20 protein-coding genes and 2 pseudogenes are annotated in these 24,938 nt (G+C 43.6%); 5 read left to right on the top strand and 17 right to left on the bottom strand.

Annotation, left to right across the window (positions count from 1 at the left end):
* The first annotated feature begins 29 nt into the window (after nucleotides 1-29).
* The gene (locus V7K35_RS25080) at nucleotides 30-1,022 is read left to right on the top strand and encodes an ROK family protein (RefSeq protein WP_335082661.1); all 993 of its coding nucleotides are present in this window, start codon (nucleotides 30-32) and stop codon (nucleotides 1,020-1,022) included.
* Between the two features lie 160 nt (nucleotides 1,023-1,182).
* Here the strand turns inward: V7K35_RS25080 and proB are convergent, their stop codons facing one another.
* The 10 genes and pseudogenes from proB to V7K35_RS25130 all read right to left on the bottom strand — a co-directional run bounded on the left by proB (nucleotide 1,183) and on the right by V7K35_RS25130 (nucleotide 10,201).
* Complete coding sequence (proB, locus tag V7K35_RS25085; protein ID WP_335082663.1) at nucleotides 1,183-2,292, bottom strand: glutamate 5-kinase; 1,110 nt, start codon at nucleotides 2,290-2,292, stop codon at nucleotides 1,183-1,185.
* Between the two features lie 365 nt (nucleotides 2,293-2,657).
* A complete protein-coding gene (locus V7K35_RS25090) occupies nucleotides 2,658-3,197 on the bottom strand; it encodes a YqeG family HAD IIIA-type phosphatase (protein WP_335082665.1) in 540 nt (179 codons plus the stop codon).
* Nucleotides 3,198-3,292: 95 nt separating this feature from the next.
* Nucleotides 3,293-3,496: pseudogene (locus V7K35_RS25095) on the bottom strand (hypothetical protein); the annotation flags it as partial.
* A gap of 343 nt (nucleotides 3,497-3,839) precedes the next feature.
* Nucleotides 3,840-4,412 (bottom strand): DUF3727 domain-containing protein, encoded by a 573-nt coding sequence (locus tag V7K35_RS25100; protein WP_298918427.1) that lies wholly within the window; start codon nucleotides 4,410-4,412, stop codon nucleotides 3,840-3,842.
* Between the two features lie 141 nt (nucleotides 4,413-4,553).
* A complete protein-coding gene (gene ruvX / locus V7K35_RS25105; protein ID WP_334793041.1) occupies nucleotides 4,554-5,030 on the bottom strand; it encodes a Holliday junction resolvase RuvX in 477 nt (158 codons plus the stop codon).
* Nucleotides 5,027-6,268, bottom strand: coding sequence for a GNAT family N-acetyltransferase (locus V7K35_RS25110; RefSeq protein ID WP_335082667.1), 1,242 nt, complete (start codon nucleotides 6,266-6,268; stop codon nucleotides 5,027-5,029). The genes ruvX and V7K35_RS25110 overlap by 4 nt, the downstream gene beginning before the upstream one ends.
* A 224-nt stretch (nucleotides 6,269-6,492) precedes the next feature.
* Nucleotides 6,493-6,699: a hypothetical protein gene (locus tag V7K35_RS25115; RefSeq protein ID WP_298918420.1), complete on the bottom strand. Its 207-nt coding sequence runs from the start codon at nucleotides 6,697-6,699 to the stop codon at nucleotides 6,493-6,495.
* Nucleotides 6,700-6,844: 145 nt separating this feature from the next.
* The gene (locus V7K35_RS25120; RefSeq protein WP_335082669.1) at nucleotides 6,845-7,336 is read right to left on the bottom strand and encodes a hypothetical protein; all 492 of its coding nucleotides are present in this window, start codon (nucleotides 7,334-7,336) and stop codon (nucleotides 6,845-6,847) included.
* Between the two features lie 173 nt (nucleotides 7,337-7,509).
* Nucleotides 7,510-9,669 carry a pentapeptide repeat-containing protein gene (locus tag V7K35_RS25125; RefSeq protein ID WP_335082671.1) on the bottom strand — a complete coding sequence of 720 codons (2,160 nt, stop codon included), beginning with the start codon at nucleotides 9,667-9,669 and terminating at the stop codon, nucleotides 7,510-7,512.
* Nucleotides 9,670-9,856: 187 nt separating this feature from the next.
* Entirely contained in the window at nucleotides 9,857-10,201 is a 345-nt protein-coding gene (locus V7K35_RS25130) for a hypothetical protein (protein WP_334793045.1), read from the bottom strand.
* Nucleotides 10,202-10,583: 382 nt separating this feature from the next.
* Between V7K35_RS25130 and V7K35_RS25135 the strand changes: the two genes are divergently transcribed.
* A complete protein-coding gene (locus V7K35_RS25135) occupies nucleotides 10,584-11,015 on the top strand; it encodes a hypothetical protein (protein ID WP_334793046.1) in 432 nt (143 codons plus the stop codon).
* 33 nt (nucleotides 11,016-11,048) lie between these two features.
* Here the strand turns inward: V7K35_RS25135 and V7K35_RS25140 are convergent, their stop codons facing one another.
* The 6 genes from V7K35_RS25140 to petB form a co-directional block, all read right to left on the bottom strand.
* On the bottom strand, nucleotides 11,049-11,420 hold the full coding sequence (locus V7K35_RS25140; protein ID WP_334793047.1) for a hypothetical protein: 372 nt from the start codon (nucleotides 11,418-11,420) through the stop codon (nucleotides 11,049-11,051).
* 270 nt (nucleotides 11,421-11,690) lie between these two features.
* Nucleotides 11,691-12,881, bottom strand: coding sequence for a glycosyltransferase family 4 protein (locus tag V7K35_RS25145; protein WP_335082673.1), 1,191 nt, complete (start codon nucleotides 12,879-12,881; stop codon nucleotides 11,691-11,693).
* 10 nt (nucleotides 12,882-12,891) lie between these two features.
* On the bottom strand, nucleotides 12,892-13,881 hold the full coding sequence (locus tag V7K35_RS25150; RefSeq protein WP_335082675.1) for a GDP-mannose 4,6-dehydratase: 990 nt from the start codon (nucleotides 13,879-13,881) through the stop codon (nucleotides 12,892-12,894).
* A 631-nt stretch (nucleotides 13,882-14,512) separates the two neighbouring features.
* Nucleotides 14,513-14,956 (bottom strand): ATP-binding protein, encoded by a 444-nt coding sequence (locus tag V7K35_RS25155; RefSeq protein ID WP_334793050.1) that lies wholly within the window; start codon nucleotides 14,954-14,956, stop codon nucleotides 14,513-14,515.
* 648 nt (nucleotides 14,957-15,604) lie between these two features.
* On the bottom strand, nucleotides 15,605-16,087 hold the full coding sequence (petD, locus tag V7K35_RS25160; RefSeq protein WP_334722787.1) for a cytochrome b6-f complex subunit IV: 483 nt from the start codon (nucleotides 16,085-16,087) through the stop codon (nucleotides 15,605-15,607).
* Nucleotides 16,088-16,346: 259 nt separating this feature from the next.
* Complete coding sequence (gene petB, locus V7K35_RS25165; protein WP_334793051.1) at nucleotides 16,347-16,994, bottom strand: cytochrome b6; 648 nt, start codon at nucleotides 16,992-16,994, stop codon at nucleotides 16,347-16,349.
* A 547-nt stretch (nucleotides 16,995-17,541) separates the two neighbouring features.
* Between petB and ctpA the strand changes: the two genes are divergently transcribed.
* Together ctpA and aroQ are read left to right on the top strand one after the other, a co-directional pair.
* Nucleotides 17,542-18,786, top strand: coding sequence for a carboxyl-terminal processing protease CtpA (gene ctpA / locus V7K35_RS25170; RefSeq protein WP_335082678.1), 1,245 nt, complete (start codon nucleotides 17,542-17,544; stop codon nucleotides 18,784-18,786).
* 312 nt (nucleotides 18,787-19,098) lie between these two features.
* Complete coding sequence (aroQ, locus tag V7K35_RS25175) at nucleotides 19,099-19,746, top strand: gamma subclass chorismate mutase AroQ (protein WP_335082681.1); 648 nt, start codon at nucleotides 19,099-19,101, stop codon at nucleotides 19,744-19,746.
* 99 nt (nucleotides 19,747-19,845) lie between these two features.
* Here aroQ and V7K35_RS25180 read toward each other — a convergent pair whose 3' ends face one another.
* Nucleotides 19,846-24,471, bottom strand: coding sequence for an ATP-binding protein (locus V7K35_RS25180; protein WP_335082683.1), 4,626 nt, complete (start codon nucleotides 24,469-24,471; stop codon nucleotides 19,846-19,848).
* Nucleotides 24,472-24,702: 231 nt separating this feature from the next.
* On the opposite strand from V7K35_RS25180, the pseudogene V7K35_RS25185 reads away from it, so the two are divergent.
* A pseudogene (locus V7K35_RS25185) lies at nucleotides 24,703-24,938 on the top strand (hypothetical protein); the annotation flags it as partial.

Below are 24,938 nucleotides of genomic sequence, written 5' to 3' on the forward strand. Positions count from 1 at the left end.
GTCATAATTCAAAAGAGGTATAAAAAATTATGACATTAATTTTAGCTCTCGATTTTGGCGGAACTAAGTTGGCAGCAGGATTGGTAAATATCGGTTCTAGAAAGTGGTTGCGTTATGAACGTCGTCTCTCACCAGTGAATGCAAATGCTAGTACTGACTTGGAAATTATGCGATCGCTCATTTACTCTTTGCTGCAAGACACAAAACCTGCTGCGATCGGTGTCAGTTTTGGGGGGCCAGTTGACGCTTCCACAGGGACGGTGCGACTATCTCATCATGTCGCTGGATGGGAAAACATTCCTCTCAAAAGCTTGTTGGAGGATGAGTTTGGTGTTCCTGTTGGTGTAGATAATGATGCTAATGTTGCTGCTTTGGGAGAACATCGTTTTGGTGCGGGACAGGGATACGATAGTTTGTTTTACATTACTGTCAGCACTGGCGTGGGTGGTGGTTGGATACTCAACGGTAAACCTTGGCGGGGTGCTGGTGGAATGGCTGGCGAAATTGGACACATGGTTGTAGATCCTGCTGGGCCAGTTTGTTTATGTGGCAAGCGGGGATGTGTGGAACGTTTGGCTTCTGGGCCTTATATGGCGCAAAATGCTAGGGAAATTTTGGAAAACATAGACGCGCTAGCGGCTTCCCGCAGGGTACCGCAGAGGCGCGGAGGACTCAGAGATGGAGAAGTTTTAAGGGGTTTGGTGGGGGATAATTTAACGTTATTGACGGGGCAGTTGATAAGTGAAGCGGCGGCGGCTGGGGATGATTTGGCCAAGGAAGTTTTGCACAAGGCTGCTTGGGCGCTAGGTGTAGGTATTGGCAATGTGGCCAACTTGATGAATCCGCAGCGCTTTGTGTTGGGAGGTGGTGTGACGAAGGCGGGGGAGGATTTTTGGCAGGTGATGCGTCAGGTGGCGCGGGAGACGGCTTTGCCGGAAGTTGATTTTGAAATTGTGCCGGCGGTGCTGGGTGATGATGCGCCTTTGTGGGGGGCTGTGGCGATCGCTTCTATGTTAGTCTGACATCTGCTTTAAAGGGATGCTAATTCTTATGGTGAAGCAGCGAAGGGACTAATAAAAATTGTTCAACTTCTTCTATATAAAATTCTGTATTGACGCAAAGGTTATTATCCTCAAAATAACTGTATCCAATTGTTGCTCCGAAATTTATTTTATTTCCATCTTAAGTCAAAACCAAATTATCCCGGTGAATCACAGTTTCTACGCCGGCATAACCTAAAATTGTCGAAATTTCCCGTGAATGATGTCCACAAATCTTTTGCAGTTCATTGCTGTTGTAATTCACAAGTCCTCTACCAATTTCGTTACCGTTGGTGTCACACAATTGCACAGCGTCTTGTGCGTCAAACTTTCCTTCTACTGCCTTAATTCCAGCTGCTAATAACGATTTTCCCGCTAGAGAAAGTGCCGCGATCGCACCTTCATCTAAATACAATTTACCCGCAGGTAGAAGACCGTAAGCTATCCAACGTTTACGCGCAGAAGTTGGTTCAGGTTGCGGTTCAAAATGCGTCCCAATAAGTTCACCTTGGATAATTTTTTCTATATTTCGGGGAAATCGCCCTTGGGTAATTACAGTCCGCACTCCAGCAGCAATGGCAATCCTTGCAGCCGAAATTTTTGTTACCATACCGCCAGTGCCCCACTGAGAACCTTGGGAACTTGTTTGTATCTGTAATTGAGCCAATTCTTTAATGCTACTAACTAAAGCGATCGGTTGAGCATCTGGCACGGAACGCGGATCGGCTGAGTACAGCCTATCGACATCGGTGAGCAAAAATAGCCAATCTGCTTTTACTAGGCTAGCAACCAATGCCGAAAGGGTGTCATTGTCGCCAAATTTTAGTTCGTCTATTGCTACGGTATCATTTTCATTGACTATAGGAATCACTCCCAGTCCCACCAATTCCTTAAAAGTATTGTAGACATTGAGATAGCGGCTGCGCTGTACCAAGTCAGTCCGAGTCAGTAATACTTGAGCAATTGGCTGTTGTAAAGTAGTAAATAAATCATCGTATACCCGGATTAACCTGCCTTGGCCGACTGCTGCTACAGCCTGTTTTAGAGCGATCGCCTTGGGACGTTCGGTTAAGCCCAACCGCGCACATCCCACCCCCACAGCACCAGAAGAAACCAAAATTACTCGATGTCCCTGGCGTCTTAAATGACAGAGTGTTTCCGCCAAAGTGGCAATGGTAGAAAGTGCTAATTGTCCTGTTTCTGGTTGAGTTAGGCTAGAAGTGCCGATTTTGACAACAATTGTTAGTGACATCTTTACAATTTTAGATTTTAAATTTTAGATTTTAGATTAGACATCTTGCATAAGTTTTTTTAGACTGCCCTAAGTCACACGCTACGCGAACAGACTAAAGTCTATCAAAACAGCCTTTTAAGCTTTAATCCACCTACAGAGAAGTCTATTTTAGATTCAATCCAAAATCTAAAATCTAAAATCCAAAATTGTAAAGCGCCAATCCCTCTATAGTGAAGGTTGACGCTTTACGGAAGTATATTTACTTAGTATGAGTTAAGGTCTTTTTTGGCTGACCTCATGTTATTAATACTTATGATCCCCGACTTTTGAATCACATCCAGATTCCTTAATCATTTCTTTAGATTTACTTTCCTGACGATTTCTCAACTTTTGTGAATCTTGGTTTTCTTGGGGGTAATAGAGGCTCCGAGAATTTCAGATATCCAAACTTCAAAGTTGCGGATAGGATGAGAACGGAGAGCTGCATCTACATGGACAATCGGTTCGACTAAAATGGTAAACATCCCCAAGCGATTACCTGCTAAAACATCGGTAAATAAGCGATCGCCTACCATCCCCACTTGATGCACTGGTAGATCCATTGCCCTAAGCGCTGCCCTAATTTTGCGTCGGGAAGGCTTGGCTGCACCTAAGTAATAAGGTAGATTAAGCGATCGCGCAATTCCACCAATTCGCGCTTCACTGAGGTTGTTACTCACCAAGCACAATGCAGTACTGGCACGAATTTGCTCTACCCAGCGTTGTAGTTCTGGTGAAGCCACCCCTACTCTAAAAGGTACTAAGGTTTCATCTACATCCAATACCAGTCCCTTCAGACCGTATTTTTGGATAATATCTGATGTTAGGTTCAACACTGAACCCTCTAAAATCAAGTCAGGCTGTAAAAGATTGTTCCAGATCATAGTCAACAGTCAAATGTAGATAGCTCAGACAAATGAGCATAACCCAATATAGTTTAGTTAATCGAACTCCATCCTGGAATATCTCCCTGAACACTTTAAGATAAAATCCCTAAAATCTTATCTATCTCTTTGATGTAATAATTACTCAAATCAAGAAATATATCGTTTTCTTCTAACTTCAAAAACTTCCAAATATCCTTTGTTGTTAACGCACCGTAAATTTTTCTGATTTTATTTCCTTCTTATTGATTAAACAATTGTGCTGCCAACATTGCGGCCGCACATTGACCTAATCCACCTTATCCATAAATCAGTTTCTTCACCAATACGGATGCTAAATGACTTTTTAAATTTACTTAGTGTAAAGTCGCTATAAGTCATTTTCAGCACCTCATACCAATTTTGGATTTTGGGTCGCACCTTTGATGCGCTTCCAGCGCAACTTGAATTTTAGATTGAAAATCCTTGCCAAAATGCTTTTTTCAAAATCTTAACTAACACAAAATATCCCAATTTATTGTCAATGTTTCATTGCTTCCACATTTAATCGGACATGACAAAAGGTTTAAGTAGATTTTGATCACAATGAAAATTCTCAAGTAAAAAATTCAAAATGAAAATGTTACATTTTGAATTTTTATCTTATTCCACTTCATTAAAAAGATGTTCCTCTAACAGAGGTTGCACTTGGCGAAACTCCTCTGGAGAGAGTAATTCAGGTTCACCTGTTTTTGCTATCCGTGCAAAAAACAACAGGGGATCGAGGGGTGTATAAATTGCATACTCCTGATCTTCATCATAGAAGCTAGCGAGTAGCTGTAATTGCTCTGGCTCTAAATCTGCCTCTTCATCTTCGATTTCTAAGGTGAAGAGTTCTGATTCTTCAACTGGCGGTAAATCACCTGCAACTGTCAAAGCGTAGGCTGTGTTCTTCAGTATCAGGTTCTGCTCAGATAGTACAGCTTGGGCATTAGCAAAAATTTGATCAATGGTGGTGTCATCTTCTACCAGAACCGCTTCTTCTTCCTCGCCGTCACCTTCCCAAGAAAAAATTTCTACAGGTGAGTCTACAGGAAGAAGCAAAACGTATTCTTGTCCATCTACCTCCAGGGAATGCTCTATGTAACATTCGAGCGATCGCCCTTTGTCATCGGTTAAAGTGATGGAACCTGCATGAGCGTTATCATTTTCTTCAGGGAATGGAGAGGAAAACATAGCCGAAATGTATAAATTTAATAAATACCAGCAAGTTTGGAAATTGCTCAACTATTTAATCACATATTATGTCTATCAAATAGCTTGATACGTAGATACAACTGCTGGCTAATCGTTTTCAGAATATCATGTTAAAAGGTATCAATACTCAATAGCCGCCATTGAACTGCGGGATTTAGCACGCTTAACATCTAGCCATTGTTGTAAAATCAAAGCGGCTGCCTTGCGGTCAATCAAACCTTTATGGCGTGACGGGGAGCGGTTCTCAGCTATCAGCAGTTGCTCTGCTTGAAATGAAGTTAATCGCTCATCCACATATTCCACAGGCAGTTTCAGTACTCTAGCAAGTTTTGTAGTAAATTTCTGAACTTGACGTGCCTGAAATCCTATTGAGCCATCCATTGAATAAGGTAAGCCCATAACTAGGATTTGCACCTCACGTTCATTAACTATTTGCCGGATTTGCTCAACATCCTGCTCAAAAGATGTACGATCAATTGTGGTGATCCCCGTGGCAATTAAACCCGTGCGATCGCACCCAGCCACACCAATCCGCTTGCGACCAAAATCTAGTCCCAACGCTGAAATAAACGGTTTTGGCTGCTCCTGCGATCTCATTCATTCTCCTGCTCTGCATCTGCTGATTCTGGAATCGGCGATACTTCTATGCTAGGGTTTTTTACCGAAAAGTTAATTGGTTCTGACAAGCTTTGCAGTGGTTTATCTGAAGATGGCAGCTTTCCTGGTTGTATCCATGACATTCCACCGGGTATCGGTTTACGTGCTGGTTGTAAACCTTGCAGCATATCAGTCCACTGAATCCCTTCTAAGGAGACAAATTTAGACTCCCGTAGCTTGTGCCACACAGAGCGAGACATAACTAATGTATGCTTTATGCGTTTTGCGCCAATTCGTTCCAAATATTCTTCTCGCTCCGCCTGATAGTCTGAGGAGGCAAGTTGTAACCCTTGCTGAGGAAAATCTTGGGCAATCCGAGCCAGTTGAGATAGCAATTCTGGATACAGCCAGGTGTAAGCAGGATGAACTGTCAGCGTTGCAGAGTGGGGAACTTCCCCCTTCCGGTCAAGTTGCACCTGAAAATAGCCAATCGCAGCTTTGCGTTGGGGTTCAAATACATAACCACTGACTACTTCTGTTTTGGTCAACCATTGCTTCACAGCATCAGTTAAAGCACCAAACAAACTGGTTTTAAAATCGCGGGTATTGCGGTCAAAAACCTGACGTACCAGAGGTGGCATAGATGCTGTATCTAGTTGATATAGCAACTGGGCATCAGCATTACTCACTGGCAAGAGATTGGGCAAATCTGGTTCTGCTTGTGTCAATTCAGCCAGTAATTCTGGCCCAATTTCCCAATACGTCATTTCTGCAAGACGCTGGAATCCATTTTGTCGATATAGTGCCAGCGCCTCAATATCGTTGATGTTAACTTCCAGTAGCCAAGTGCGAGCTTCCAAAATCGATTCAAAGCAATGACGCAAAAGTTGCGAGCCAATTCCTTGTTTATCGACACCACGCTCTAACAATACTTGATCAATGCGCCAAGTGCTGCGTGTCCGGTTAAAGGGTGATACTTGAATCATTCCTAGAAGCATCCGCCCTTGTTCTGCAACATAAGCACAGAGGCGATACTGGAGCGGGTTGGGGAACCAACTCAAAAATTTGAGTAATCCATACCAGCGACGCAGCATGAGCATCTGGCTGATGGCAAAACCTGCTCCTTGGGGAGTAAGGGCTGCGAATGACTCTTGAGTTATGCGCTCAATGCCGTCCAAATCCCGGTATTGGACTGGTCGGATAACAACGCTGAGGTTTCTGGGAAGTAATGAAGTCATTTTAATTCGAGCCGCTATTTAGCCTTAATTAACTGCTCTTCAAAGGAACTGCTGCAATAATATTAACTAGTTTCTGCCCTTTCATAATTGGGCCAAAAGGGTGATTTTAGTAACTCAATACTTAAAAAAGGCAGAAAAAGCAGACCTTGTGAGAACACCATTGGCATTGACCCAACAACATCTGCCTTTATTTTATTTGAATTTTGATTAAAATTTGTATATATTTACAGCCCTTGTCGAGAAACTAGCTTTTCAAAGTGGGCTTGGGTTTGATGGAGTAATTGCTGGCGACTATCTACCAGTGTTTGCTTCAGGGTTGGAACAAGATTGCGAGCTTGCAGAGTCATATGAAGTTGCAGGTTGGCGACATATTCACTGAAATCTTGATTCACTTCATCTGCGCCCGCATTTGTCAATAAATTTGATTCCATTGCCACTGTGTTCTCCTGTGTTAATCCTGTGCTGTCTCTCTTCAATAACCAAAAACTATCACGTTGTTTGGACTAACTTATGAATTTGCAATGAACTTTAACGCTTTTTAGGGATAGCGATCGCTCAAGGGTTTTCATCTGCCCATTAAAATCTCAAACCTACACCACCTTGTACGGCGATCGCTGTACCACCGCTATCACGGTAGGCATCAAAAGCAATGATGGCGTTGCCAAAAAGGACAGTATTACTATTTGGGATCATATAATCAATGCCCGGTTGTAAAGCAAAGCTAATTTTGTCCCCTACAGGAGAAGAACCACCACCACCAGCCAACACTAACCCAGCACCCAGGTAGACATCAGCTTGCCAGTTAAGAGGGAAATCGTAAGAAACCGTTGGCACAACTGCCGTATTATTACCAATTAACACTTGGGCACGGAGGGAAATTGGCGCTTCCAAAAGCTTGTAGCGTCCCGCTATAACTCCCCCAAATTGGATACCATCAGTAAAACCAATACTGGGGCCTATACCGATATAACTGCCATAGGCTACCTGAGCTTGTGCTGGTTTCGTACTCGCCAGATTCAAGACCAAACCAGCCCCTAAAACTGAAACCAAATATGGAATATACTTCATAACCGAATTCCTCACACCATTTTGTTATTGGGCATTGGGCATTGGGCACTTGTACTGAGCGGCGTCTTTGGCGCGGCTTTTCGTAGAGAAGTATGGGGCATTGGGAATAACTTTTCCTCTCCCTCATTCTCCCCTGCTCCCCCTGCCCCTCTGCTCCCCTGCCCCCCTCCATTCTACGGGCAACGGGGATGAATGCCTCCTTGAGTACAAATGTACGCTAATTGCTTGGCATCTAAATTTTTGGCTTGAGAAAAATCAACGCCTTGGACTACGGCAGATACTGAGCCTAAATCTGGAGTTTGGACAAATTGATCTGCTGGATCTTGTTTGCTAGGGGCGAGAATTGCCCCCTTAAAATCTGCTCCTGCTACATTTGCCCCTCGTAAATCTGCAAGACTCAAGTCGGCATTTTGTAAGTTGACGTTTTCCATCTGGGCAGAGCGCAAAACGGCACCAGCCAGACGTGTGGCACTCAGGTTAGCATTACTGAGATTAGCACGATCCAAATAGGCTCCTGATAAATCTGCCCCTTGCCAATCAGTGTTAGTTAAGTTGGCAAAGGATAATTGTGTTCCGATAGCAGTGACGCGACCTAAACGCGCAGCGTACAGATTTGCTTCGTTCAATTTAGCGTCGCCTAAATCTGCTCCAGTCAAGCTGGCTTTTTCCAAAACTGCGTTTCGCAGATCGGCTCCTACTAGTTGGGTGCTGTTGAGTTTAGCGTCAAATAGACGCGCATTAGATAAGTTGGCTCTGTTGAGAATGGCGCGGCTCAAATCGATCCGGTTCATCAAGACGCGACTGAGGTTAGCATCAGTAAGATTGGCTTGCTGCAACTGAGCTTGGCTTAAATCAGCCATCACATCGTCATAGGTATCCCAACGTCCATCCTCACCCGCACTCCGGAAGCGGCTACCCTTCAAACTGGCTTGGTTAAGATTTGCAGACTTTAACTTAACTCCTGATAAATCAACGTTGTCTAATACCAAGTTAAAAAAGGAACTTCCCGGAGTACCGCTTTGACCTAATTGGGTGCTACTAAGGTCAACGCCCTCGATTTTACCGCTGTAAACAGAGAGAATCTTGTTGATCGTCCGCTGGTTTCTTTGTAGCCGCCCTTGCCGCAATTCCCGCTCTTGGCTTGCAGTACTACCCACAGACTCCAGTTTACCCACTAAAAATAGATTCTTATTTTTTAGTTCCGGGATGGCTTTGGGCCCGACAGTTGTCAAAGCTTGTTGAATCGTATCTACGAGGCTGGGGTTGGTTTCGCTAACTAAGAGATCCGCCAGAAATTTAATAGATTGTGGGTCATTAAGACCACCCATAGCCAGAATTGCACTTTGGCGTTGTTCATTACTCGCCCCAGAGTTGGGACTCAATTGTTTGACGAGTTCGAGAAACTGTTGGCTGTTGATTTGCTTAGTTGCTCGCTGGGATTGTTGAATTTGGATGTAGACTTGAGTGCCGATTAAAGTTGCCAACACAGCAGTCATGCTTGTAAGCCCTACCCCAAACAAAGTCAGATTAGGATTTTGCTGGATCTGCCGCCATAGATTAGGCGACTGGTTGGTTTGGGCTGCTGCTAATTCTTCATTTCCCTCTTGCCATTCTTCTGCTTGATCATTACCGCCAGCAGACTGAGCTTGTCTGTTGTTAGCTAAGAGTGAGGATGGCAAGGGGCGAGCCGCATCTATTGTATAAGTGCCTGCAAGTTGATCATGTAGTGCGCGACGCCCCCGGCGCGATGGTAAGCCGATCCCTTCACCCACAATCATTAACAAAGACAAAAATGTGAATAATCCTAAATTAGGAAAAGCAAAGCTGTAGCGCCACAGTAGATAGGCGATGGAAATGGGTACAGTCCAACGCCCAACTCCTTCTCTAATTACAACTGCCCCCAATCCCGGTGGCTTGCCTTGCTCGTTGACAACCCGCACCTTTAACCAACGTTTAGGAATTGTGCTACCAGTCTTAGCCAGTAAATACAATTGCCACCACGAGAGAGTTACAGGCGCTAACAGGGCGATTGTCCACAAAATATTAGTCGGCCATGCTACGTTACGAATGCCATAGCTTACAGGTAGAGCCAGGGGTCTAGCGATCGCTCTTTCGGTGACTACCAGTATGGGGTTAAGGGGCACTCGATTAAAATCGCTTCTAGAATTGGCATAGACACCAATGCCGAAGGGAATCAACCCACTGGTAACTATTAGTGTGATTTCAGCCGCCCAAGCAGCAAAACGCCTACTTGATAGCAACAGCGAATTGGCTCTTTCCGGTTTTTTTGACTGACCAGATTGATTACTTCTGTTGAGAATTGGTGTCGTCATCGCATAATTCCCTTTGACATTATTTCTACGCCGCGATCGGCACAATTAAAATAGACTAAGCTAATCAGCAAAAACAAAAGCATATTGAAATAGAATTTAGAAGTCATAAGTCAGAAGCCTTTTGTATTCTGGCTCCTGACTTTCATGACTCCAGGCAGAGTGCAAAGTAAATGCATATTAACATCAATTATTGCTTACCTTGAAAGCTATTAGATGCAAAAAATTTGTATCCAACATACACTAACACTGCCAAAAATGCCAGACTAATTACAGATGCAACTAGTTTAAACACTGCTTGCAGCATCGCCAAGCCTACTAGCACCGTCACACCCGAAACTACCAGCTTTTTCGCCCCAGATAAGCTGTTGAACCAAATCTGAAATCGCTCCAGTTGCAAGTTCAAGTTGGCAAAAACAGACTGACGTACGTGTTTTTGTTCTTGTGGTTGGGGAACCACTTTAGGCGAAGAATTAATCTCTGCCTCTAGCTTATCGAGGCGACGCTGCAAGTCTTCTTCTCTTTGAGGATTCATCAATTTTTTATACCTCAGCTAGGTCACTTATTCGACAGCAAACCAATCAAATTTTATTTTTGGTGCTTGTCTTAGTGATTTTAGCTAATGTCTGTGTGTGCAATGCCTTTCTGACGGGTAAAAATTATGATGATTTATGGAAGATTAACGTGTTACGGATTGAAGTGCGAAATGTCCGGTGAAATCTTTTGGTGTAAAAGCGCCATAGAACATAGATAATTTGCACGATTGATGGGTGTAGAGACCATCAATCTTCACAAACAATCCTTAAATGAATGGTATTGCTTTATACGACAGCTTTTGGAACCAAGACGGATTGCTGTCGTCTATTAAATCAGACTATATAACATTGCTCTAGAAAAAATCTGGAGCATTAATTAAAATGAAAACGCTTAGGCTACTTACAATTGTTCCCACAGCTTTGGCGATGAGTTTAGTTTTCACTGAGGCTAATTTGGCACAGACACCAACAATCCAAATTAATCGGAATCTCCAATCAGATCCACTAATTTTGAAGGGAAACTCTGGAGGAACAGTCAAAAGTAATTGTGGTAATATTACCACTGAACCTAGTCAAGTGATCCAGGTTACAGAATCACTTCCTTATTTGCGATTGACAGTAGAGAGTCAAGGCAAGCCAACGCTGTTGCTCAATGGGCCTGGGGGGCGCTTTTGTGTAATGGCAGATAGTTACTCAGGAGGCAAGTCAGAAGTTTCTGGTTACTGGCAGGCAGGAAAATACTCGCTGTATGTGGGCGAATTATCCAAGCAACAGTATAGCTACACCCTCTCAATCTCGCAACAAACAAAATAAATAGTCATTTGACCAGTGAGCAGCAATCCTTGACTAATCTTCCAGTGATTGGGCTGGAACTTCGACAGCAGTGACATCAATTGTGCCTTCTGGTGCGAAGCGCTGGAAATGACTATTTTGTACTAACAGCGACTCTCCACAGTTAGGACATTGCAACTGACTGTTATTTAAACCTGTAAATTCATATTCACAGACGGGACATTGATCAGCAACCAAGTTGCGTTGCAGCCACCAACGAAAGCCAAAAAAAGCCACAATGGGTGCCAACAACAGCAACCCGAAAATAATTAGTAACGAATTAACCAACCAACCCAAGCCCACTGATGCCAGCAACCAAATAACTGCTAGTAGGGTGAGCCAAGGGCGGAGATTTAAAAGATTCAATTGAAATGACTTAAGGCTCATTTTTTAAATGTCGTCCTGCTGCTATACAAAACTTGACTAAACTTTTTCAGAGCTAGTCATTCAACTAAAGAAAACTTTAGAGGGTCTGCTTCTTGTTTCAACCAAAGGAGTCAACTCCTTCTTGTCCACAAGCGTAAATTCGGGTGTAGCCCACCCTACCTTTATCTTATTTTAACGAGTATTTTTTTTAAGCTTTTAGCCATTGTTTATCCATTATTTTCAGCTTAGTTTTATTTTCCCTCCCTCTAAGATAGCGATTTTAGGCATAAGTCATTTGGACTTAAATGGATCTATTACTGAGGATAGAAGCATTTTTTGCAAGTGCTGTTGGAAGGCATCTATACCAAACAGAGCGATCGCTTGTTCTCGCAGCCACTCTTGATCACAGCGCTGGTCATCCCCTTGAAGCATTTCTATACAAGCCGCTGCTACAGCATCAGGACTGCGGTGTGGTACTCGCCATCCCAGTTTACCATCTTGTAAGGGGTCAGCGGAGCCATCGTCGTCACCGGATAATACAGGTACTCCACAAGCCATTGCCTCCAGATAAACAATGCCAAAGCCTTCTTGGGAAGGCATAATGTAGGCATCAGCAAGGCGGTAATGCTCCATTAATTCTTCTGTAGCAACGAAACCAGCAAACATGACGCGATCGCTCACACCTAAATTTTTTGCAAGTTTAGCTAATCGCGGTTGGTCATCACCGCGACCAATTACCAAATATTTCACTTCTGGGAAAACCTGAGCGATTTGTGGTAATGCCCGAATCGTTACATCTACACCTTTGTAAATATCCCCTGACCATAACCGCGCGACTGTCATTAATACCTTAGCACCAGTTAAGCCATACTTCTGGATTAATTCTGGCTGCTTACAACCAGGAGTAAATTTATCCCCATCAATTGCACAAGGCATCATTTCTACGATTTTGGGGTTTAGAGCATTAGCAAGACAAGCGCGATCGCGGCTGTAGCGACTAATTGTCCAAATTCTATTTGCTGATGTCAGGGCGTGACGTTCTTGATTTTTCAGGGGTTCCCAGACTTCTTTGCCGTAAGTTAGTACGGTATAAGGAATCCCCAAGGGCTGGCAAAGAGTTTGTACTAATACTGCTAAGTTAATATGACCGCAGAAAACTTGCTGCGGTCGGCTTTGCAACAGACACTTAAGTAAAGCTGCTGCCATTTGCAGTCTCCCCAAATAAGGAGACTGATTTTTAAAGTAATGAAATTTTAAGTTCTCGTCTTCAAACGGATTTAAGCTATCAGGACTATCTCGCAGCAAAAAGACTTCTGCCTTGTAGACTTGGCTAAATCTCAGATAGGCGCGAAAAATATCTTTTATATATGATTGAATACCACCTTCGTGGGCAAAAATTTCTAAAAACACAAAGACATGGTTAGTCTTTTTGTTAACTTTATCACCTAACTTTAGGTTTTCTGTCACTGGAGTGATACGCATGTTAGATTATTTACACTCGCGGTAAAGGCGCGATTATACCGCTTTGTAACCGATCTAAATCTGTTTTTACCATTTTCTCTAAAAGTTCTTCAAAGCTCACTTGGGGTTCCCAGCCGAGGTTTCTTTTAGCTTTACTGCGGTTAGCCACTAGTTGAAAATGCTCATCCTTTCGCAATAAGCTGGTATTTTGGACTACATGATGCGTCCAATCCAATCCCACAGACTCAAAGGCTGTGGCAACTAAATCTCTAACACTGTGTAGTTTCCCAGTGCCAATCACATATTCTTCTGGCTGATCAACTTGCAACATTAGCCACATTGCTTTTACATAATCTCCTGCAAATCCCCAATCGCGTTTGGCATCTAGATTACCCATTTCTAAAGTGTCAGTTAAACCTAATTTAATCGATGCAACTGCCAAAGAAACTTTGCGGGTGACAAACTGAGGTGGTCGTAGAGGGGACTCATGGTTATATAAAATTCCACTACAGGCAAATAGTCCATAGCGCTGTCTGTGATGCACCATTGTCCAGTGGGCGTGCATCTTGGCCGCAGCATAAGGATTTTTGGGACGAAAAGGAGTTTCCTCATCTTGAGGCGAAATAAATACATCGCCAAACATTTCCGAACTACTAGCTTGATAAAACCTGGTAGACAAACCAACCTGTCGTACTGCTTCCAAAAGCCTGGTAGCCGTACCAGTTATCAGATCCAGGGTTGCCAACGGGTCGTTCCAAGAGTCGGGTACAAAACTGGGAGCCGCCAGATTGTAAATTTCTTGGGGACGCAGCTGTTCAACTGCGGTCAACAGCGCCGCATTATCTCTCAAGTCAACCGTAAAAATTTCTACCTGATTTGCCAATATTCCCAGTTTTGTCAAATTAGGTTGTCGATGCGGGGGTACTAATCCTACAACTCGGTAACCTCGGTTGAGAAGCAAATGGCTGAGATAGTAGCCATCTTGACCAGTTATTCCTGTAATTAGGGCTGTCTTAGTCATATGTCCCCTATCTCCTCTATCTCTATGAAGCACTAAATTGCACTTGTTAGAGAACAAAAATTAAAACTCTCAACACTGCTGACAAATCTTAACAAGGGAGCTAGTATAACTCGAATGCTATCTTTACTGTATTCGTTAATTCTTTTTATACAACAATATTCTTTGAGGCTTTACAAAAAAATCATAATCACTAAGCAATTTTACGTAAAAAACATATTATCCCGATTTACATCACATATTCTTGAAAAATAAGTACGCTTTTATCAATCAAATAACTACATATTTGAGCAGAGACTTATTCTGCTGATGCTTTTGTTTTGAAGTGAGTGGCTCAACTCAGGGTAAAATCTCCGTACCTACGTAAATATTTATACGCATAATACAACAGTGACCAGAGGAGAAGTTCTGCTTGTCTTACTCCTAAATATAATCGAGCTACGCGCAGCATTTCCAAGAGTTGACTAGTACAGGTCGGTGTCAGTTTGCCTACCTTGAACAAGGGATTTTGCCCCAAGTCTTGTCAATTGAGATGGTAGGAGGATTAACGCGCCCGATGCTGGTACTCCTTTCCCAAAACCGAAAATTGGCATCGGAAATATTCTACCTTCCTTTAGCCTTGACTGCTTCACTTTTACTTTTGTGCTTCTACAGAGTATTTGACGATCAAAAGACAATTTCTACCATCTGTACCACGTTCGTATACAACACGGTCAGCCAACCGCCGCAGGAGAAACCATCCATACCCGCCTACTTGCAGAGTCCCTGGGGCTGGTTCTGCGATCGCATCAGGATTAAAAGGTTTTCCATAATCCCAAATTCTAATCTCTAGTCGGTCAATCCACAGATAAACCTTAATCTCAATCGTTGTTTCCGGGGGTAAAGCATGATGAGCGTGACGAACAGCGTTGGTAAAGCCTTCTGCTAATGCTAAATTCAGGCGATCAAGTTGGGTTTTTGACCAGCCAAGTTGAGACAAATGTTGCAGACAAAATTGCTCGAACCATTCTTGCACCTGGTTTAGGAGACTGAGTTCGCTCTTAACCGTCAGATGGTCTTGCTGCACTATACTAAGCATTAACTGTGACTTAAGTACAAGTAAACCCAAGTTGCTAGTTATTAAATTTTGCCAATAGCGCAAAATTTCTCTGATATAGGAAAATCTCAATTGAGATATAGATATTCTGTGTACCAAAATACAAAGCATCAACTATTTTGGCGCTTCCAGGATTATAACTAGCAACTTACGTTAAGTAAGTAAAAAATGTTTTTATTTGGTGACTTTTGATGATTTTGGATTTTGGAATAGCTTTTCAATCCAAAACTGAAGATCCCGAATGCAAGCTGGACTCTTAAAAAATAATCCAGAACTCAGGAATCTTTTCGTGAAGAATTTAGAACTGCCACTAAATTCTTTTACACCAAATTTTCAATTTGGCGTGGTGTTTCACCGTTTATTCAGGAGTCCTTCAATCCCCGTATGACTACGGTTGACGCTGAAAGACTTGAAGAGGATGCGTTATCCCCCAGACTACTTGCTACAACTTTAGTGATATGAGCAAAGCAGTCGTTCCCCTTGGGTGATGACACGTTGGCGCAGCCTCCAATTGAGGTTGGGCTAATGAATTGTTTATTGTTAAAATTAACGCCTGTAAATTTATTTCAAAAGCACATCTGCATATTCTTTTGAAACTCACAGGCGTCAAAGCACTTTGTGGTGACTAATTTAGAATAGTCCCAAGGTCAAAGATTTATCCAATGGTAAGGCAGCACCAATACCCAGCCACAGGGTGACAAGGGTACCAAAGAGGAATACTGTGGTTGCAACTGGACGGCGGAAAGGGTTTTGGAACTTATTGACGTTCTCAATAAAGGGAACGAGGATTAGCCCCACTGGTACCGAACCCATTGCTAACACTCCTAAAAGTTTGTTAGGAAGCGATCGCAAAATTTGGAAAACTGGATACAAGTACCACTCCGGCAAAATTTCCAATGGGGTGGCGAAAGGATTTGCTGGTTCACCGGTCATAGCGGGATCTAGCACAGCTAGAGCCACAATTGCAGCGAACGAACCCATGATTACGATTGGAAATACGTAAAGTAGGTCATTAGGCCAAGCGGGTTCACCATAGTAGTTGTGACCCATGCCTCTAGCGAGTTTAGCTCTTAACTGAGGATCGCTCAGGTCAGGTTTTTTTTGTGTTGACATTTTGAAATGTGCTCTCCTGCTTAAGTTAAATTAAAGCATTTGTGAAAGCTATCAGCTACTAGGCAACCCTAACAGGCGGTAAACAGCGTTTCGTTTGCCCTGCCGGTCAGCCGCCTGGAGGGTTTCTACAGCTTTGGGCTTCAGATACAAATTTTTGTTTTTGGAACTTATGTGCAATTAATTTCTTGTGTTTCATAAGTTTAGAACAAACAACTTGATCTGAAAACTGATAAATGTTGCCTTTCACTAATAGCTGAGATTATAAAGGACCGGAAATACCTTGCTTGCGGATCATCAAGAAGTGAAACAGCATGAAGACTGCAACCAACCAAGGCAGCACAAAGGTGTGGGCGCTGTAGTAACGAGTTAGTGTTGCTTGACCAACACTCGAACCGCCGCGCAGCAGGTCGGAGATCAGAACGCCAACCACAGGAATTGCTTCTGGTACGCCGCTAACGATTTTCACAGCCCAGTAGCCAACTTGGTCCCAAGGTAAGGAGTAGCCTGTGACTCCAAAGGAAACTGTAATCACAGCCAGGATGACGCCACTTATCCAGGTCAATTCGCGGGGCTTTTTGAAACCACCTGTCAGGTAAACCCGGAAGGTGTGCAAAATCATCATCAATACCATCATGCTGGCAGACCAGCGATGGATGGAGCGAATTAGCCAACCGAAGTTCACTTCATTCATGATGTACTCTACTGAAGAAAAAGCTTCAGCAACTGTTGGCCTGTAGTAGAACGTCATGGCAAATCCAGTAGCAAACTGGATGAGAAAGCAAACCAAGGTAATTCCACCAAAGCAGTAAAAGATATTGACGTGGGGAGGGACGTACTTGCTAGTGACATCTTCGGCGAGTGCCTGAATTTCCAGGCGTTCCTCAAACCAGTCGTAAACATTGGCCATACAATCTCAAGTCCCTAAGAATCGGTTGCGGTTGATAAATCCCGAAGTTCTAAATCGGCGACCAAAGTTCCGATAGACCCAAGCCTCGGCATCCTACGGATTCGCCTTTAGGCTTTCCTGTTCCCCATTGGCGATAGCGTCTTTGCTGGAGTTGTCGTTACCGAGGAGTAGGGTAGCAGCAGAATTGTCTACGGACTTCTCAGAAGCCGCCGCTTAGACTTCTCTCCCAATTAGCAATTTTGGGATTTTAGTAAAGGAGAGTTTTTTGTTTGCTTGTCAGCTTTCAGCGTGCTAAGAGTCTTCAGAAACTTTACACTCTGTAAAGAAGGAATATATTGCGATCTCTTCACGCCCCTGCACAGAAAATGGTGGACACAAAGTAGATTTTATCCTTTGGTGAGTGGATACAACGCATCAGTTGAGTAAACAACTTGATGAGAGAAATGCACCACTTCTATAAAAAAAGTAACATAATCGAGAGATAGATTTCATCAACAACAGGGCAAGTGAGCATTTCTAGGCAATTTGGGTTGAGGTGGAATTGATAATGGGGTTCATGAACAAACAAGTCTTTCGGGTTGGATTTTCATTGTTAATGGCGTTTTGGCTGGCGTTTGGTACGCTCACCCAGCCAGTGATGGCTTTGACGACGGAACAAAAGCTGGTTTCCGAAGTTTGGCGAATTGTTAATCGCACTTATCTAGATGAGACGTTTAATCATCAAAACTGGGCGGCAGTCCGGCAAAAGGCTTTAGAGAAGCCGCTATCAGATTCAAATGCCAGTTATGCGGCAATTGGGAGGATGCTCCAGAGCCTCGATGATCCTTTTACCCGCTTTTTAGATCCGGAACAGTACCGCAGCTTACAGGTCAATACTTCTGGGGAACTGACTGGGGTAGGATTACAAATTGCCCTAAATGCTAAGACTGGGAAGTTAGAAGTAGTGGCTCCTATAGCAGGTTCACCAGCAGATAAAGCGGGGATTAGACCACGCGATCGCATTCTCAAAATTGAAGGCACCTCCACAGAAAATCTCACCCTTGATGAAGCTGCAACTAAGATGCGTGGACCGAGTGGCAGCCTTGTCACTCTCCTGATCGAACGGGATGGAGAGGCAGAAACAGAAATTAGGCTAACACGCGATCGCATTGCTCTTAACCCTGTGGTTTCCGAATTGCGTGTTTCCACTAAGGGTACGCCCATTGGCTACCTTCGCCTCACTCAATTCAATGCTAACGCCTCAACGGAATTGGCACACGCTATTTCTAGTCTAGAAAAAAAAGGCGCTGCTGCCTACATTCTCGATTTGCGAAATAATCCTGGGGGACTATTGCAATCAGGAATTGAAATCGCCCGTCTGTGGTTAAACTCTGGCACTATTGTCTACACTGTTAACCGACAAGGCATTCAAGGTAGTTTTGAAGCGTCTGGATCAGCCCTGACAAACGCTCCTCTGGTTATTTTGGTAAATCAAGGAAGTGCCAGTGCTAGTGAGATTCTGGCCGGCGCACTGCAAGATAACCGTCGTGCTCAGTTGGTAGGTGAAACCACCTTTGGCAAGGGACTAATTCAATCCTTATTTGAATTGTCAGATGGCTCAGGCTTGGCAGTCACAATTGCTAAGTACGAAACTCCTCAACACCGGGATATTAATAAACTAGGTATTAAGCCAGATAAAGTGATTTCTCAAGACCCAATTAACCGCGAACAGATTGGCACCCCAGAGGATTTGCAATATCAAGCAGCAATGGAACTTTTGGTTAAAAACTCGGTGGTGGCGGGAAAGACTTAAAAAGCTGCTAGAAGTTAGGAGTTTGCCTTGTTCCCAGTCTCTGACTGGGAATAACCGAATAAATTGTTATCCGATAGCTCTTGAACGTATTGCTGCCTATAAATACGAGCATATCTAGACCATAGAAACCAGAGTCTTCCATCAAACGCAACAGCTTTTTGTGCTGAACTTGCTTTTTGTCAGTAACTATGAGATATTTTATCTGAGATTTAAAATACTGTATTACTATCGAATTACTGTAAATTACTGATAAGTACTAAGGTATATTAACTTTTTGACATGAATTTAAGTTTTTTCAGAAAGCATCCACTGTTGTTTGTCATAATAATTTTCTTTGGGCTTTTTTTCAGTAGTACAGTAGTTGCTGCCAACTTAAAATTGTATTTCGCTGCTCATAACTCTGGATCACTACAATCAGCAAATCCTCAAGCTATTACGATCGCAGATCAACAAGTACCTGTAGATAAATTATTAAAATTGATCCAGCAGCGATTGTTAATTGCACATGATGTAGCCCGGTGGAAATGGAATCACAAACGTCCTATTGAGGATCTAAAGCGCGAACAAGAGTTACTTTTAAAGGTTAGGCAACAAGCAAAAATCTCTAGTCTAGAACCCGATCCAGTTGTAGCATTTTTTAAAGCACAAATAGAAGCAGGAAAACTCATCCAAACAGTTGATTTTAAAAACTGGCAAAAGCAAGGCATTAAATCTTTTCCTAACGCGCCAGACTTAAACCAAACATTACGACCATCGTTAGATAAATTAAACACAGAATTTGTCTTTGCTTTAACAGAAGTGACTTCTGTTCTAGGTTGTCCGCAGATAAAGGAATTAATTCAGTCACGTTCTCAGGTGATTATTCAGGGAGATGGTATTGATCAGCAAGTACAGAGCCTAGCAATTTCACCCCTGCTGAAATTTCCAAGCGCTTCTTGCAAAGTGCGTAACTTCCGTTGATCGGGCTAGTGACACTTTAATACCAACGCGAAGTAAGCCAATTCTATCCCTAAAGGGAGTGCCAAAGCGCACTGCCACGATTCAGGGAGGCAGAGCCTCCTAGTATTGTGTTAACTGTTGAGCAGAGTTCTGGGAATTTCGATAAAGTTGGGCATTTTGCAGAGAAATTGCAGCTTGGGCGCAAAGTAAGTTGAGCAGTTCGACGCGATCGCTGGTAAATGCTCCAGTTGCTAAATTGTTTTCTAAGTACAACACGCCCAACAACTTACCTTGATCCAAAATCGGGCTACACAAGACACTCTTGGGCTGCTGTTGCTGAATGTAGGGGTCATTGATTAATTGTGGATGCACCGTGGCATCAATAATTACTACTGGTTGTAAGCTGCGTTTGACGGTATTAATTAAGCTAACTGGCAGATCAACAGAGTCTTCAACAGGCTCTGGATTGAGCAACATTGGGTAAAAATTGATGTGGGTAATTCCCTTGTTCTGTAGAAAGGAAAGCTGTGCTGACGCCTGAATCAGTAAACGACCTGACTCCAAAAGCATGAACACACACTTATCAGCTCCCGCATTTTCAATGACAATATGTAGCAATACTGAGAGCAGTTTTTCGAGTTCGATTTCGCCAGAAAGGGTTTGGGAAGCTTTGAGAATAGTAGCTAAATCCAAAGCAACAGAGAGGCTACTACTACTAGAAGTGGCAGAACTGGTAGAGGTGACACTTTCTAATGTAAAGATAGTTTCGTTGGTTGAAAGGGGAGAACGGGTTTGCTGGAGGATGGGGGCGAGTAATTGGGGATAGCGTTTTTCTAGGTCGGCGACTTTGGCTTTAGCACCCCAACGAGCATAGCCATAGTAGGCTTGGGTCATATAGTCTTGAGCAATCAGTTCTTTGCCCCAGTTGAAGTAAAATTTGGCGGCTAGTTCATTGGCAAGTGCTTCTTCTTGGATGTAGCCTTGTTCTTTGGCTCCTTTGATGGCGCGATCATAATAGTCTATTGCTTCTGCCTGATTGCCTAAGACCCGATACCGCTCGGCTTCCACTAAATCAAATTTGTGTTGAAAATTCATCGGTGCATGGGCTGCCCAGTGGTTGAGTTTTTCTTGGTTGGCAGCGATGCATTCCTTTATCTGCTGCTGTTGTGGGGCTGAGAGTTGCCCAAACCATGCTAGTTGGGCTAAAGACTCATAGAAATGAAAGATGGGTACATAAAAGAAAGCAAGGATAGCATCCAAATACTGTCTTGCCTGCCCAGCCTGTTCTACGGCTTGTTCAAACTCTGAAAACAGATAGGACACAACCAGTTTGTTAATCCAGAGCAATGCTAATCCGGTGCGATCGCCCATTGCTTGATGTAATGGAAGTTGATGCTGTTCATTGTAGGCTGCACCGCTTAACACCACAACGTCATCCGCATCCCCGATTAAATTCAGCAGAATTTGTCGAATCAACTGGGAATAGGTCAGAGTTAGATTTTGCTTGAGGTGCTTGAGCGCTTCACAGTATTCGGCAATTTCCGACTCTAGTTGCCTTAGGTTCTGCCCTGTAAAATAAGAGTAAAAACCGTAGTTATACGCAGAGTAACCGGCGAAAGCCAGATCGCCCACGTCTAAACAACTGCAATAGGCAATCTGTAAGGGGTGTAATGTCTCACGCAGGTGCATTTTCCAATGCCTTGTGTACATACAGACTAGTAATAAAGTTTTCCCCTTCAATTCTGAATTTTGATAACGTGATAGCAGATTCAGGGCAAACTGACCAAATTCATAACCTAGTTCAACCTTTCCCAACACACCACACATCAATATCCCATAAGAGGCATAGCTAAAGGTCGAGGTTGATTCATTGCCATACACGACGGACAGATAAACCTTTTTTAAAATCACCAGTAAATACAGCAGTGGCTGAAACAGATAAGCGCAGGGTGCTATCGATGTCAAAATTCGAGCCGCCGCCAGGATGTTTGCATCCATTGCTTCGCTGAGGTTGAGTAACTCGGCAGGTAAGCGCTCTCCAATCACATCTGAGACGTTACTAAAGGCATCCGCCACGTCGTCCTGGGTAGGCGCTGCGGGCAGTTCTACTCCCAATTGCTTTAAGATCGCAAGTGCTGCGGCGATCGCTTGGGCAAACTGACCCTGAGCAGTTAATGCCTCAATCTTCACCTCATAAATGCTGATTTGATCTAATGGAGTTTTGGCGTGCTTTAGGACAAGGCTAGCGAAGCCTGCCATCTGCTCTAAGTCACCGCTCAGATAGGCGGCTTCTGTGGCAACTTGATGGAGTGCTAGGGTCAACTCATACTGATGCTGCCAACTGTTTTGCGAGAGTAACTCAATGCCCACCTGGGCATATTTGTAGGCAGCAGTATAGGCGATCGCTGCTTTTGCCTTGCGGCTTGCCATCAGGTTGAACTGGGCGAGGGTTTGACGTTCTGCGGATTGGATCAATTCAGTTGCAACGTTGAGTTGACTGACGATTTCAAAAATGCGTTCTTCCCGGTTGCTTTCGGGGGTGTTACTCAGGAGTAACTGTCCAATCTTTAGGTGAATGGGTTGTTTTTCTTCGGTGGGAATCAGGGAGTATGCCGCTTGCTGGACGCGATCATGCAAGAATTTGTAAACACAGGTGTCAACCTTCTGTAGTGATATTTGGATGGGAACTGATGACTCGGTTTGATAAAACTTGTAAACCTTATTGCTTGGAATGACAAATCCTTCTTGCAATGCTTTCCACAAGTCCAAAGCGGTTTCTGTCTGCGACTTCTGATAAACGATCGCCAGCGTTGCTAAATCAAACTGATTGCCAATACAGGCTGCCAGTTTAAGTATCGCTTGCGTTTGGGTGGGCAACTTTTGCAGTCGAATTGCCATGAACTCTACGACATTATCCGTTAGGGCAAGTGATGTCTCTTGACTTGTCGCTGCGCCTCTGGGCACAAGTGCCAGATCAAACTGCCACAAACCTGTATGCCAATCAAAGGTAATTCCTCCTTCCTCATGTAATACCTTGAGAAACTGGGTTGTAAAAAAGGGATTCCCTTTGGCTTTTTGATAAACTAATCCAGTTAACGGCAGGGCAACTTCTGTTGAACAACTCAATGTATCGGCAATCAAACGATTCACATCTGTCTGACTCAAAGGAGCTAATGTAATGGTGCTGACTGTGGCTCCCTTCTCAATCTCTTCCAGGGTAAGCATCAATGGATGAGCCGCAAATACTTCGTTATCACGGTATGCGCCAATAATTAACAGATAACCCCTCAAGGTTTCACCCATCAACAGCCTGATCAAATTCAGGGATGCTGAATCTGCCCACTGTAAATCGTCGAGGAACAACACCAACGGATGCTCTCTTGTGGTGAACACCTGAATAAACTTGACAAACAGCAAATTGAAGCGGTTCTGTGCAGCATTACCCAATAATTCTGGTGCGGGCGGTTGCTTGCCAATAATCTGTTCTAATTCTGGAATCACTTCAATCATCACCTGTCCACTCTCAGACATTGCAGACAGAATTTTGTTTCGCCACTGCTCCAGTTGAGCATCGCTCTGAGTGAGTAACTGTGCCATCAAATCGCGGAAAGCTTGCACAAAGGCAGACAGGGGAATGTTGCGATTTAACTGGTCATACTTCCCTTTGATGAAGTACCCATTCCACCGGACGATGGGCTTATGCACTTCATTTACCACGGCAGTTTTGCCAATGCCGGAGAAACCTGCTACCAGCATCAATTCTGATGCACCATTGGCAACCCGCCCAAATACCTCCAGCAAGGCTTTTACTTCTGGTTCCCGTCCGTAGAGTTTTTCTCTGATCAGAAAGCGATCGCTATTATCGTGCTGTCCTAAATCAAACCAAGTATGTTTGCCTGTTTTCCACCATTGTTCTAAGCAGGTCACTAAGTCATATTTTAGTCCCAGCGCACTCTGGTAGCGGTCTTTGGCGTTCTTCGCCATCAACTTGCAGATGATCTCTCCCAGCATCAAAGGCATTTCGGAGTTGAGATTACAGATAGAGTCAGGCTGTTTGGCGATATGGCAATGCACCAACTCCATCGGCTCGTCGGACTCAAAGGGCAGTTGTCCACTCAGTAGTTCAAAGAAAGTCACACCTAATGAATAGAAGTCGCTGCGGTAGTCAATGCCCCGGTTCATCCGTCCAGTTTGCTCTGGCGACAGATACGCCAGCGTTCCCTCCAGTCCGTTGGGACTTTGGATCTCTTGGGTTTCTCGTGGTAAAAGTGAGGCAATACTGAAGTCAATCAGCTTAATTTCTCTGGTGTCAGGATGAATCAGGATGTGGGCTGGCTTGATGTCTTTGTGAATGATGTGCTGTTGATGTAACTCGTGTAAAGTGTCTATCAGTTGCAGCGCAATCGGGAGGAATCGCTTTAAAGTCAGTGATCGTCCTTGGCTAAATTCCCGCAGGGAAATGCCACCAAAGTCTTCCATGACTAAGGCGTAGCCGTTTTGATAGAGTTCCAAGCTGTAGGGTTTAATGATGCTGGGAATATCTAGGTTTTTGGCGATCGCATATTGGTTGCTAAACTGTACTAATTCGCTGAAACTGGGGTATTCTCGTTTTAAGAGCTTGATGATCACTGGTTGGCGATCGCATTCTCGTATTGCCCGATACACTTGAGTGCGAGAACTTGAATAAAGTCGCTCTCCGATTTGGTAGCCAGCGACCCTTACACTTCCATCAAGTTTTGCGCTCATAAATTTTTACGAGAATTCCTCTGTACTAAGGTTAGAATTCCCCAGAGAACATCTTTTTTAACTTATATTTTACACCAGTGATTAACACCTTTTATACCAATTATCTATGGGTTGCATAGAACAACGAGATTTTGCCCCAAGTCTTACCAAGCCTGATTTTGTGCAGTTTCACAAAGAATTGGTATAAATCTTATAAGTTAACAAACGTTGGAAAATTTGCAGCATTGAGGATTGAGAACTTGGGATAAGTTTTTGAACTCCGTGAATGAGTCTTTGAACTCCGTGAACGAGTCTTTGATACTCGTGAACGAGTCTTTGATACTCGTGAATGAGTCTTTGATACTCGTGAACGAGTCTTTGATACTCGTGAATGAGTCTTTGATACTCGTGAATGAGTCTTTGATACTCGTGAACGAGTCTTTGATACTCGTGAATGAGTCTTTGATACTCGTGAACGAGTCTTTGAT

The organism is Nostoc sp. (assembly GCF_036917275.1).
Taxonomy (GTDB): Bacteria; Cyanobacteriota; Cyanobacteriia; order Cyanobacteriales; family Nostocaceae; genus Nostoc.

Coding starts and splice junctions, on each gene's coding strand:
- V7K35_RS25080 (WP_335082661.1), top strand. CDS start 30: ATGACATTAATTTTAGCTCTCGATTTTGGCGGAACTAAGTTGGCAGCA.
- V7K35_RS25155 (WP_334793050.1), bottom strand. CDS start 14,956: ATGCTTAGTATAGTGCAGCAAGACCATCTGACGGTTAAGAGCGAACTC.
- petB (WP_334793051.1), bottom strand. CDS start 16,994: ATGGCCAATGTTTACGACTGGTTTGAGGAACGCCTGGAAATTCAGGCA.
- V7K35_RS25145 (WP_335082673.1), bottom strand. CDS start 12,881: ATGCGTATCACTCCAGTGACAGAAAACCTAAAGTTAGGTGATAAAGTT.
- ctpA (WP_335082678.1), top strand. CDS start 17,542: ATGGGGTTCATGAACAAACAAGTCTTTCGGGTTGGATTTTCATTGTTA.
- V7K35_RS25125 (WP_335082671.1), bottom strand. CDS start 9,669: ATGACGACACCAATTCTCAACAGAAGTAATCAATCTGGTCAGTCAAAA.
- V7K35_RS25090 (WP_335082665.1), bottom strand. CDS start 3,197: ATGATCTGGAACAATCTTTTACAGCCTGACTTGATTTTAGAGGGTTCA.
- petD (WP_334722787.1), bottom strand. CDS start 16,087: ATGTCAACACAAAAAAAACCTGACCTGAGCGATCCTCAGTTAAGAGCT.
- V7K35_RS25130 (WP_334793045.1), bottom strand. CDS start 10,201: ATGAATCCTCAAAGAGAAGAAGACTTGCAGCGTCGCCTCGATAAGCTA.
- V7K35_RS25150 (WP_335082675.1), bottom strand. CDS start 13,881: ATGACTAAGACAGCCCTAATTACAGGAATAACTGGTCAAGATGGCTAC.
- V7K35_RS25110 (WP_335082667.1), bottom strand. CDS start 6,268: ATGACTTCATTACTTCCCAGAAACCTCAGCGTTGTTATCCGACCAGTC.
- proB (WP_335082663.1), bottom strand. CDS start 2,292: ATGTCACTAACAATTGTTGTCAAAATCGGCACTTCTAGCCTAACTCAA.
- V7K35_RS25135 (WP_334793046.1), top strand. CDS start 10,584: ATGAAAACGCTTAGGCTACTTACAATTGTTCCCACAGCTTTGGCGATG.
- V7K35_RS25140 (WP_334793047.1), bottom strand. CDS start 11,420: ATGAGCCTTAAGTCATTTCAATTGAATCTTTTAAATCTCCGCCCTTGG.
- V7K35_RS25120 (WP_335082669.1), bottom strand. CDS start 7,336: ATGAAGTATATTCCATATTTGGTTTCAGTTTTAGGGGCTGGTTTGGTC.
- V7K35_RS25100 (WP_298918427.1), bottom strand. CDS start 4,412: ATGTTTTCCTCTCCATTCCCTGAAGAAAATGATAACGCTCATGCAGGT.
- V7K35_RS25115 (WP_298918420.1), bottom strand. CDS start 6,699: ATGGAATCAAATTTATTGACAAATGCGGGCGCAGATGAAGTGAATCAA.
- V7K35_RS25180 (WP_335082683.1), bottom strand. CDS start 24,471: ATGAGCGCAAAACTTGATGGAAGTGTAAGGGTCGCTGGCTACCAAATC.
- ruvX (WP_334793041.1), bottom strand. CDS start 5,030: ATGAGATCGCAGGAGCAGCCAAAACCGTTTATTTCAGCGTTGGGACTA.